Origin of the sequence: Tistrella sp. (genome assembly GCF_002684955.1) — a bacterium.
Taxonomy (GTDB): Bacteria; Pseudomonadota; Alphaproteobacteria; order Tistrellales; family Tistrellaceae; genus Tistrella; species Tistrella mobilis.
In genome coordinates this window covers 220,107-230,664 of record NZ_NYWI01000040.1, presented here as the reverse complement: position 1 = coordinate 230,664, position 10,558 = coordinate 220,107, and the positions used below count along the sequence as shown (strand labels likewise).

The 10,558-nt window shown below is 69.3% G+C and carries 8 protein-coding genes; 7 read left to right on the top strand and 1 reads right to left on the bottom strand.

Translation table 11 applies throughout. The annotated features are described in order from the left end of the window. Nucleotides 1-67: 67 nt before the first annotated feature. On the bottom strand, nucleotides 68-1,873 hold the full coding sequence (locus CMO28_RS15145; protein WP_296714922.1) for a B12-binding domain-containing radical SAM protein: 1,806 nt from the start codon (nucleotides 1,871-1,873) through the stop codon (nucleotides 68-70). 255 nt (nucleotides 1,874-2,128) lie between these two features. Between CMO28_RS15145 and CMO28_RS15140 the strand changes: the two genes are divergently transcribed. From CMO28_RS15140 to CMO28_RS15110, 7 genes are all read left to right on the top strand, one after another. After that, on the top strand, nucleotides 2,129-3,478 hold the full coding sequence (locus tag CMO28_RS15140; RefSeq protein ID WP_296714921.1) for a TldD/PmbA family protein: 1,350 nt from the start codon (nucleotides 2,129-2,131) through the stop codon (nucleotides 3,476-3,478). Between the two features lie 53 nt (nucleotides 3,479-3,531). Continuing rightward, nucleotides 3,532-4,398 carry a 3'(2'),5'-bisphosphate nucleotidase CysQ gene (locus CMO28_RS15135; protein ID WP_014746345.1) on the top strand — a complete coding sequence of 289 codons (867 nt, stop codon included), beginning with the start codon at nucleotides 3,532-3,534 and terminating at the stop codon, nucleotides 4,396-4,398. A 67-nt stretch (nucleotides 4,399-4,465) separates the two neighbouring features. Next, the gene (gene msbA, locus CMO28_RS15130) at nucleotides 4,466-6,334 is read left to right on the top strand and encodes a lipid A export permease/ATP-binding protein MsbA (RefSeq protein WP_296714918.1); all 1,869 of its coding nucleotides are present in this window, start codon (nucleotides 4,466-4,468) and stop codon (nucleotides 6,332-6,334) included. 5 nt (nucleotides 6,335-6,339) lie between these two features. Continuing rightward, nucleotides 6,340-7,071, top strand: coding sequence for a lysophospholipid acyltransferase family protein (locus CMO28_RS15125; RefSeq protein WP_296714916.1), 732 nt, complete (start codon nucleotides 6,340-6,342; stop codon nucleotides 7,069-7,071). Further along, nucleotides 7,068-8,402, top strand: coding sequence for a 3-deoxy-D-manno-octulosonic acid transferase (locus CMO28_RS15120; RefSeq protein ID WP_296714913.1), 1,335 nt, complete (start codon nucleotides 7,068-7,070; stop codon nucleotides 8,400-8,402). The genes CMO28_RS15125 and CMO28_RS15120 overlap by 4 nt, the downstream gene beginning before the upstream one ends. Further along, nucleotides 8,399-9,487: a tetraacyldisaccharide 4'-kinase gene (lpxK, locus tag CMO28_RS15115; RefSeq protein WP_062761560.1), complete on the top strand. Its 1,089-nt coding sequence runs from the start codon at nucleotides 8,399-8,401 to the stop codon at nucleotides 9,485-9,487. The genes CMO28_RS15120 and lpxK overlap by 4 nt, the downstream gene beginning before the upstream one ends. Beyond that, complete coding sequence (locus CMO28_RS15110) at nucleotides 9,484-10,407, top strand: lysophospholipid acyltransferase family protein (protein WP_296714906.1); 924 nt, start codon at nucleotides 9,484-9,486, stop codon at nucleotides 10,405-10,407. Before lpxK ends, CMO28_RS15110 begins: the two co-directional genes overlap by 4 nt. The last annotated feature ends 151 nt before the right edge of the window (nucleotides 10,408-10,558 follow it).

Genomic DNA, 10,558 nt, shown 5'->3' with positions numbered 1-10,558 from the left:
GGCTTTGGCATTCCTCCGCCTCGCCATGATCCGGATCATGATGCGGAGAATCGCAAGGAGCCGGAAATCATAGATAACTTCTCGGACGGACTCTAAGGATCGCGCGAAAAACCTCGGGCCAGTTGTGGACAAGCGCCACGTCACGGCCGATCGTCGGATCATAGTCGGGCGTGATCAGCACCCCCCGCTGAAACGCGATCAGGTCGGCCGCGACGACCGGATCCACATGGAAGACATCGAGCAGAATCTTTTCGACATCGGCATAAAACCCATCGACATCCAGGACGGCAAGGAAGAAGGCCGCCCCCTCGACGGGGCACAGAAAATCCAGATCGGCGTGGCAGTCGACGAAAAGCTCTCCCTCGGGATCCGAGAGATAGGCGCCGATCACCGCTTTCAGACGATCCGTCAGACGCCGAATGACACCGCCCTGCGGAGCGCGGTCGATCAGAGCCTCGTAAACGTCACGATAGCGGCAGCCGTGATAGTGACGCAGATAGGCCGAGATGAAACGCGTGGCGCCGTAATTGTGGAACCCCTGGACGATGGTGGTCCACAGCCGCATCCTGACCCAGTCGTCGCGGTCGAAACTCGACGTGGCAACGATATATTCACAGAAGTTCTCCGCCCGATCTCCGGCCCCCGATTTCGGCAGAATCTTGAGCGGAATCCTTCGGCGGATGGTTTCGATCTGCCACTGTGCACGATAGGCGCGGGAACCGGCCGGCGCATTGGGCAGAACCACGAAATCCACGGCAACGATATCCTCGTGGAACCCCCACTCCAGAATATCGTCGTGGCAATCCATCCACAGATCGGGCGTATCGCCCGGATTACCCGTAATCAGCACCGCCGTGATCGGCGTCTGAGGCGTCCACTGCCGGACGATCGGCTCCATCAGCTTGCGGATCGGAATGTTTTCGCGGGCGATTGCCTGAAGGACCTGAGCGCGGGTGTGCTGAAAATTCACCGAACTCAGCGCAAACAATCCGGCTTCACAAAACCGCTCTGTGATGCGGGCCATGACGTCCTGTCGATTCTTCGGCGGGTTCAGGACGATGTACTCGGGATAGCCGGTCGTTCTTTTCGACAGGCACAGACGCTCGGCCGTTTCCTCGTCGCGCTTCAGCATTCCGTAGTTGGCGTCGGCGATGAAGACCGTGTGCAGACGGGCCTCGGAGAACCAGTCGATCTCTGCCTCCAGTCGCGTCATGTCGAAACGGCGCACCTTGGCGTTGGTCGCCGATCCCCAGTCGCAGAATGCGCAGGAATACGGGCAGCCGCGATTGGTCTCCCACATCATGTGGGCGTCACGCCCACGCGCACGAAGCTCCCGCGACATGCGCGCCAAATATGCCGCCTGGGCCAGAATCGGGCTCGCCATGCCGGTCAGATCAAGGGGGCCGGTGTCTTCCGTGTGCCGGTCTCCGCGCAGGATGAGGTTCGGAATACCGGTAAAGTCAGGGACCGCCGCCAACGCCGCTTTCAGGATACGGCGAAACGGTTCCTCGCCCTCGCGCTTGACGATAATGTCGATGACGCCCTGGGCATCGATGAAGCCGGGCTCCCCCCAGGCCGGATGCGGGCCGCCGGCCACCACCAGACAGCCGGGATTGCGCGCCTTGACCCGGCGGGCAATTTCGAGGTTCGTCGACCAGTTCCACACGTAGCAGGACAGCCCCAGCACGTCGACAGACAGGTCGGAGATCTGGTCGAATGCCTCACCATGATAGAGATAAACCGGCTCGAGCCACTCATAGGCCGCCCGAATCTCCGGGTCATGCTCGGCATGGGTCTTGAGCACAGCCCAGACATAGGGAAGGTAGATGTTCTTGTAGTACTGCCCCGGAACGCTGATCAGGATCCGTTTCACCGCTCATCCCTCCGATGCAGATCCGTCGCCGACCCCGGCGGGGCCGTCCCCGGCATGATCGCACGGGCAGCAGGCACACGAAGCTACGTGGACGCGTAGGCAAGGCCGTGTCCCTGAGGCGATCCCGAGCACGCCCGTTCCGGTGGCGCGCGACCGTGACGCTGGCATTCAGGGCCCCCCACCCCATATCCTGAGGCCATGACGAACGTGGACCAGATCCGCGCCGCCTGCCTTTTCCGCTCACGTGAGATACCGATGACCGATACCGGACTTGGAAACGCTCTCGACCTGCTCGAAGACCTGATTGCGCGCGCGAAGCGTGCCGGTGCCGACCAGGCCGATGCGCTGATGGTCGAGAGCCGCGCGCTGTCGGTGCAGCGCCGGCTGGGCAAGATCGAGGAACTGACCCGGTCGGATGGCGGCGATCTGGGGCTTCGGGTCCTGGTCGGGCGCCGTCAGGCGATCGTCTCGACCGCGGACCTCAGGCCCGGCAGCCTGGACGCGCTGGCCGAGCGCGCGGTCGCCATGGCCAATGTCGTGCCCGAGGACCGCTTTGCGGGCCTGGCCGAGCCGGACGAGATCGCGCGCGAGATTCCGGCGCTGGAGATCTACGACCCGACCGAATTCAGCGCCGAGGATCTGCTCGCCTGGGCCGAGACCTGCGAAGAGGCGGCCCGCGGGGTCGAGGGCGTGACCAATTCCGAGGGTGCCGGCGCGTCCCAGTCCCACAGCATGATCGCGCTCGCCGCCTCCAACGGCTTCCGCGGCGCCTATCGCACCAGCCGCTTCACGGTGGGCGCCAGCGTGATCGCGGGCGAGGGGCTGAACATGGTCCGCGGCCATGAATACACCTCGAAGCGCTTCGTGGCCGACATGGACGATCTGGCCAGGATCGGCCGGATCGCGGGCGAGCGGACGGTGGCGCGGCTGACCCCGCGCAGGCCGAAGACCGCGCGGGTGCCGGTGGTGTTCGACCGGCGGGTGTCGCGCATGCTGGTCGCGGCCATCGCGTCGGCCGTCAACGGGGCGGCGGTCACCCGCGGCACCAGCTTCCTGAAGGACCGGATGGGCGAGCGCGTCGCCTGCGACGCTTTCACCATCATCGACGACCCGTTCCGCGAGCGGGCGCCCGCCTCGCATCCCTTCGACGGCGAGGGCATCGCCGGCGCGCCGCTGACCGTGGTCGAAGGCGGGGTGCTGAAATCCTGGCTGCTGGACTGCCGCTCCGCCCGTCAGCTGGGGCTGAAGAGCACCGGCCATGCCGCCCGCGGCGCCGGATCGGCCCCCAGCCCGGCCTCGAGCAATCTTTATCTGGCGCCGGGCACGCTCAGCCGCGACGAGCTGATTGCGAAGATCGGCACCGGCGTGCTGGTCGATGAAACAATGGGCTCGGGTGTGAACGTCGTCACCGGCGATTTCAGCCAGGGTGTGGCAGGCTTCTGGATCGAGAACGGCGAAATTGCCTATCCGGTGAACGAGATCACGGTTGCAGGGCGCATCCAGGACATGCTGATGTCGGTGGAACCCGCCTCCGATCTCGAATTCCGCAGCGGCACCGATGCGCCGACGCTCGCCGTCGGCGGCCTGACCGTCGCCGGCGCCTGATCTGCGAAACGACCAGACGACCCCATATCCACGACCGGGAGTGCCCGCCACCGATGACCCCGCCCCTGTTCGCCCTGCCCGACGGCGCCCTGCCGGCCGACCTCGTCGACGACCGCCTGCTGCTGGAGCGGGCGTTGCGGACGGGTGGGCGGATCGCCATGAACGCCTTCGGCAAGGCGCCGGTGACCTGGGACAAGGGCGGCGACAATCCGGTGACCGAGGTCGACATCGCCATCGACACGGTGCTGCGCGACCATCTGCTCCATGCCCGGCCCGGCTATGGCTGGCTGTCGGAGGAAAGCGTCGCCCATCTCTCGGAACGCGCCCGGCCGCGGATCTGGGTGGTGGATCCGATCGACGGCACCCGGGCCTTCGTGGACGGGCGGCCGGAATTCACCATCTCGGTCGCCCTGGTCGAGGCCGGACGCCCGGTGATCGCCCAGGTCTTCAACCCGGCGACGGGCGAGTTTTTCGAGGCGGTGGCCGGCCATGGCTGCCGGCTGAACGGCATCCCCTGCCGGGTGGGCGAGGGGGCCGATCCGCTTGCCGCCCGGCTGCTGGTCTCGCGCCGGGAACTTCATGAACGTCGCTGGGGTTCAGGCCTGGACGGCAGCGCGGTCATCGCGCTCGGCTCCATCGCCTACAAGCTGGCGCTGGTCGCCGCCGGCCGCTTCGATGCCGCGGTGTCGCTGCGCCCCAAGGCCGATTGGGATCTCGCCGCCGCCGATCTGATCGTCGCCGAGGCGGGCGGACGGATGACCGATGCCGAGGGCCGCGACCTGCTCTATGCCAGGCCCGACACCACCGAACATCCCTCGCTGATCGCCGCAAACCCGGCGCTGCATGCCGCCCTGATCGGCCGGCTTGCGGTCGATGCGGCTGGAAGCCCGGCGCCGGCTGGCGTACAACCGCAGCCATGACCCGCGCCGGCCGGATGCCGACCGCATCCGCCGGCCGCCGCCTCTTCACGGGATCCATCCCCGCCCCATGTCGCGCCGCAAGCCGAAGTCTCCCCACCCCGCAGGTGCCGCCGGCACCCGGGCCCTGATCACCCGCCTCGCCCGCGAGCATCTGCGCCCCTATTGGCGGCGGATCGCGCTTGCGATCGGGGCGATGATCGTGACCGCGGCCGCAACCGCCGCCAATGCCTGGCTGATGCAGCCGGTGCTGGACGATGTGTTCCTGAAGCGCGACGAGACCATGCTGTTGCTGGTGCCCGCCGCCGTGCTCGCCATCGCCGCCGCCAATGGTTTTGCGACCTATGCCGAACGGGTGCTGATGGAACGGCTGGGCACCCGGGTGGTGGCCGATCTGCAGCACCGGATGTATCAGCGGCTGATGGCCGCCGATCTCGCCTTCTTCCACCGCACCGGATCGGGGCGGCTGATCGCGCGCTTCACCTATGACGTGCAGCTGGTGCGCAAATCCGCCGCCGCCGCGATCACCAGCCTGGCCAAGGAAAGCCTGACCGTCATCTTCCTGGTGGGGCTGATGTTCTGGCAGGACTGGCTGCTGGCGATCATCGCCTTCGTGGTCTTCCCGGTCGCGATCCTGCCGATCGCGAAGCTGGGCCGGCGGATGCGCAAGGTGTCGGACCGCGCCCAGGACCAGATCGGCCGGCTGACCGGCATTCTGGAAGAGACCTTCCTGGGCGCCCGCCACGTCAAGGCCTATGGCATGGAGGGCTATGAAACCCGGCGGATGGGCGTGACGGTCGAGGAGATCTACCGCCTGACCGGCAAGGCCGAACGCATCCGTGCCGCCTCTTCGCCGATCATGGAGGCACTGGGCGGCGTGGCGGTCGGCCTCGTCATCTTCTATGGCGGATCACAGGTGGTCGCGGGCGAGACCACGCCCGGGGCCTTCTTCTCGTTCGTGACCGCCCTGCTGATGGCCTATCGCCCGGCCAAGACCCTCGCCAATCTGAACGCCAATCTCCAGGAAGGCCTGGCCGCCGCCCATCGGGTGTTCGAACTGGTCGACCTGCCGGCGACGATCACCGACCGGCCGGACGCAAAGCCCCTGCCCCAGGTCATCGGCGGGCCGGTCAAGGGCGAGATCCGGTTCGAGGATGCGCGCTTCGGCTATGGTGCCGACGGGGCGCCGGCGCTCGACGGGCTGGATCTGGTGGTGCCGGCGGGGAAGCGGGTGGCGCTGGTCGGCGCCTCGGGCGCCGGCAAGTCGACCGTGATCAACCTGATCCCGCGCTTTTACGACCTCGACGGCGGCCGGCTGACCATCGACGGGGCCGATGTCCGCGCGGTGACCATGGCGTCGCTGCGCGCCGCGATCGCGCTGGTCTCGCAGGAGGTGACGCTGTTCAACGACAGCGTCGCGGCCAACATCGCCTATGGCCGGCCCGATGCCGCGCGCGAAGACATCGAGGCCGCCGCGCGCGATGCCGCGGCACATGATTTCATCATGGCCCTGCCCAAGGGCTATGACACGCCGGTCGGCGAGCATGGCTCCAGCCTGTCGGGGGGCCAGCGCCAGCGGATCTCCATCGCCCGCGCCATGCTTAAGAACGCGCCGATCCTGCTGCTCGACGAGGCGACATCGGCGCTCGACACGGAAAGCGAGCGGGCGGTGCAGGATGCGCTCACCCGGCTGATGGCCGGGCGCACGGTGGTGGTGGTGGCCCACCGGCTGTCGACCGTGGTCGATGCCGACCTGATCTGCGTGATGGATCGCGGCCGGGTGATCGAACAGGGCAGCCACGGCGAACTGATCGCCCAGGGCGGGGCCTATGCCCGGCTGCATGCGCTGCAGTTCGCCGACCAGTCCGAGACGCCGGTCGGCCATATCGATGTCGAGGATGCCGCCGGGGCAGCCGCGCCGACCGTGCGGAAGGGCTGAGGCCGATGGCGGGGCTGGTCAAGCGCTGGCTGAAGAGCGACCGGGCGCGCCGCCTCGCCTGCCGGATCGCCGCCGCCTATATCCGACTGGTCCATGCCACCGGCCGCTGGCAGGTGACGGGCGATGCCGTCCCGCGCGCCCATTGGGACGAGGGCCGGCCCTTCATCCTGGCCTTCTGGCACGGGCGGCTGCTGATGATGCCCCATGTCTGGCGGGCGGGCGTGCCGATGAACATGCTGATCAGCCAGCATCGCGACGGCCGGCTGATCGCCGATACCATCGCCCATTTCGGCCTGGGCTCGGTCGCCGGCTCGTCGTCGAAAGGCGGGGCGGCGGCGGTGCGGCAGATCGTGAAGGCGATCCGCGCCGGCGAATATGCCGGCGTCACCCCCGACGGGCCCCGCGGGCCGCGTCAGCGGGCAAGCGGCGGCATCGCGGCGATTGCCCGGCTTTCAGGGGTGCCGGTCATCCCGGCCACCTTCGGCATGCGCCGGCGGCGGCTGCTGGGCAGCTGGGACCGGTTCCTGGTGCCGATGCCGTTCAGCCGCGGGGTGTTCATCTGGGGCGAGCCGATCCATGTGCCCCGCGATGCCGATGCCGCGACGCTGGACCGCTACCGGATCCGGATCGAGGACGAGCTGAACCGCATCACCGCCGAGGCGGACCGCGCCACCGGCCATGCGCCGCTGGAGCTGCCGCCGCCGCTGGATACCGAACAGGCGGCGGCGGATCGATGAGCGGGGCGGGATCGATCAGTACGGCAGGTCTGGCTCTCAGTCTCTATCGCGGCCTCGCCCGTCTGGGCACGCCGCTGGTCAAGCGCCATCTGGAGCGCCGCCGGGCGGCGGGGCGCGAGCACGATACCCGCTGGCCGGAACGTCTGGGGCGCCCCGGCCTTGCCCGTCCGGCCGGGCGGCTGGTCTGGCTGCATGGCGCGAGTGTCGGCGAAAGCCTGTCGCTGCTGCCGCTGATCGCGCGGCTGAAGGCGATGGCGCCCGCGACCACGGTGCTGGTCACCACCGGCACCGTCACCTCGGCCCGGTTGATGGAAAGCCGGCTGACGGAAACCGGGGGGGGCGTCGGCGCCCTGCATCAGTTCGCCCCGGTCGACCTGCCCGTGGCGGTCGACGGCTTCCTGGATCACTGGCGGCCGGATGCCGCGGTCTTCGTCGAAAGCGAGATCTGGCCCAATCTGATCGACGGGCTGGACCGGCGGCGCATTCCGCGCGCCCTGGTCAATGCCCGGATGTCGGCGACCTCTGCCCGGCGCTGGGCGAGGCTGCCCGGCCTCGCCGCCCGGCTGATCGGCGGCTTCCGGCCGCTGCTCGCCCAGGATGACGACAGCGCCGCCCGGTTCTCGGCCGTGCTCGGCCGGCCGGTCCCGGCCCCCGGCAACCTCAAGGATGCGGCCGAGCCGCTGCCCGCGGATCCGGCGGCGGTCGCAGCGTTCAAGGCCGCGATCGGCGCGCGGCCGGTCTGGCTCGCCGCCAGCACCCATCCGGGCGAAGAGACGCAGATCCTGGCGGCCGACCGGGCGATGCGCGCGACCCGCCCCGACCTGCTGACCGTGATCGTCCCCCGCCACCCCGAACGCGGCCCGGCCATCGCCGACGAGATCCGTGCGGCGGGGCTTCGGGTGGCGCGGCGAGCCGCAGGCGAGCCGCTGACCAGGCAGACGCAGGTCTACCTTGCCGACACGCTCGGCGAACTGGGTCTTTTTTTTCGCGCAATCCCCCTCACCTTTATCGGAGGCTCGCTTGTCCCGGTCGGCGGGCATAATCTGCTCGAACCCGCGCGCCTCGGCGCCGCCGTGACGACCGGGCCGCATCTCGGCAATTTCGAGAGCCTGGCCGCCCGCTTCCGGGCAGCCGGGGCCGTGGAGATCGTCGAGGATGCCGCCGCGCTCGCCCGGACGGCCGGGCGGCTGCTCGACGATCCGGCGGCGTGCGAGAGACTGGCCCGGGCCGGCGCCCGGGTGGCCGAAGAGGGACGTGCCGCGGTGGAGGCCATCGCGGCCGCGCTGGGACCGCTTCTCGAACCGGCCGAGGCATCGGGAGATCCGTCGTGAAGGCACCGGAATTCTGGGGACGTCAGGCCAAACCGGTGGAGCGCCCGCTGCTCTGGGCGCTGGCGCCGCTGTCGCTCGTCTTCCGGGCGGCGGGCGCGCTGCGCCGGCTGCTGGCCCGGCCGGCCCGTGCCGGCGTGCCGGTGCTCTGTGTCGGCAATCTGACCGCCGGCGGCGCCGGCAAGACCCCGACCGCCCTTGCCATCGCCGCCCGGCTACGCGAACGCGGCCGCAGGCCCCATGTGGTGCTGCGCGGCTATGGCGGCAGTGTGAAGGGCCCCGTGCTGGTCGACCCCATCGCCCATCGCGCCGAGCAGGTGGGCGACGAGGCGCTGCTGATCGCCCGCCGCCTGCCGACCTGGGTTGCCCGCGACCGGGCGGCGGGCGCACGCGCCGCGGCCGCGGCCGGGGCCGATGTCGTGATCCTGGATGACGGCTTCCAGAACCCGTCGATCGAGAAAGACCTGTCGCTGATCGTGGTCGACGGCGGCTATGGTTTCGGCAATGGCCGGGTGATCCCGGCCGGGCCGATGCGCGAACCGCTGGCCCGGGGCCTGGCCCGCGCCGATGGCGTGGTGGTGGTGGGCGAGGACACGATCGATGTCGCCGCGGCCCTGCCCTTCGAACGCCCGGTGCTGCGCGCCGTGACCGTGCCGGGCCCCGAGACCCGGCGGCTGCGCAACCGCAAGGTCGTGGCCTTCGCCGGCATCGGCCGGCCCGAGAAATTCTTCGACACGCTGCGCACCATCGGCTGCCGCATCGCCGGCAGCTGGTCCTTCCCCGACCATCACCCCTATGATCCGGACGAGATCGCCCGGCTGGTGGAGGTGGCCCATCGCATGGATGCGGTGCTGGTGACGACCGAGAAGGATCTGGTCCGCCTGCCGCCCGAGGCGCGCGACCTGGTCGACCACCTGACCATCAGCCTGGAATGGCTGGATGCCGACCCGCTGGACCGGCTGCTGGACCGCATCGACCCGCGCCGGCCGGAACCCGCCACGCCGGCCGGGCTGTCGCGGCTGATCGACGGCCGGGCCGGGCATGAGGACGGCACCGGACACGAGGACGGCACCGGGCGCCGCAGATGACTTCTGACACCCCTTTCGCCCCCGAAACGCCGCCGATGACCTTCCGTCGGCGACTGGAGAGCCTGTCAGGCCGCCTGGCCTTCGGCTTTGCCCGGCTGCTCGGCCTGGAACGCGCCTCGGCCTTCGGCGGCTGGCTGGCGCGCAGCATCGGCCCGCGGATCAAGGTCAGCCGGATCGCCCGCCGCAACCTCGCCCGCGCCTTTCCCGAGCTCGGCCCCGACGAGATCGAGCGCATCCTCCGCGCCATGTGGGACAATCTCGGCCGCACCGCCTTCGAGATCGCCCATCTCGACCGTTTCGACTGCACCGGCCGCGACCCCGCCCGGGTGGAGGTGATCGGCCACGAACACGCGCTGGCCGCCCGCGACGACGGCCGGCCGGGCATCTTCGTCTCGGGCCATTACGGCAATTGGGAACTGGCCTCGCTTGCCGCCACCCAGTCGGGCATCGCCCTCACCCAGGTCTATCGCCAGGCCAACGACACCGAAATCGAAAAGCTGATCCAGCATTCCCGCCGCCGCGCCGGCGGCGCCACCGATTTCCTGCCCAAGGGCGCCAAAGCCGCCCGCGAGATCATGAAACGCCTGAAGGCCGGCGGTCATCTGGCGATGCTGATCGACCAGAAACTCAACACCGGCACGGCCCTGCCCTTCTTCGGCCGCGACGCCATGACCACCACGGCCCATGGCGAATTCGCGGTGCGCTTCAACGCCCCCCTGATCACCGCCCATGTCGAACGCCTGGGCGGCCCCCGCTTCCGCATCACCATCGACCCGCCGATCGACCCGACCCCGGAACCCGGCGAAACCCCGAACCAGGCCGCGGAACGCCTGACAAGGCTGGTCAATGCCCGCCTGGAAGGCTGGATCCGCGAACGGCCGGATCTGTGGTTCTGGGTGCATAAGCGGTGGCCGGATTGAGGGGGGGCAGTCCTCAGATCCGCCGGAACTCAGATCCGCCGGATGCTGACATGCATGACCCCGTCACAGGCGTTGCGTGCCGCACCATGATCGAGCCCCCGATATACTTCAACCCAGGCGCGGTTCGGGCGGCGGCTTCTGCTTGAGCCCA

Excerpts from the sequence above, each read along its gene's own strand:
- CMO28_RS15120 (WP_296714913.1), top strand. The coding sequence starts at position 7,068 with ATGAGCGGGGCGGGATCGATCAGTACGGCAGGTCTGGCTCTCAGTCTC.
- CMO28_RS15135 (WP_014746345.1), top strand. The coding sequence starts at position 3,532 with ATGACCCCGCCCCTGTTCGCCCTGCCCGACGGCGCCCTGCCGGCCGAC.
- msbA (WP_296714918.1), top strand. The coding sequence starts at position 4,466 with ATGTCGCGCCGCAAGCCGAAGTCTCCCCACCCCGCAGGTGCCGCCGGC.
- CMO28_RS15140 (WP_296714921.1), top strand. The coding sequence starts at position 2,129 with ATGACCGATACCGGACTTGGAAACGCTCTCGACCTGCTCGAAGACCTG.
- CMO28_RS15110 (WP_296714906.1), top strand. The coding sequence starts at position 9,484 with ATGACTTCTGACACCCCTTTCGCCCCCGAAACGCCGCCGATGACCTTC.
- CMO28_RS15125 (WP_296714916.1), top strand. The coding sequence starts at position 6,340 with ATGGCGGGGCTGGTCAAGCGCTGGCTGAAGAGCGACCGGGCGCGCCGC.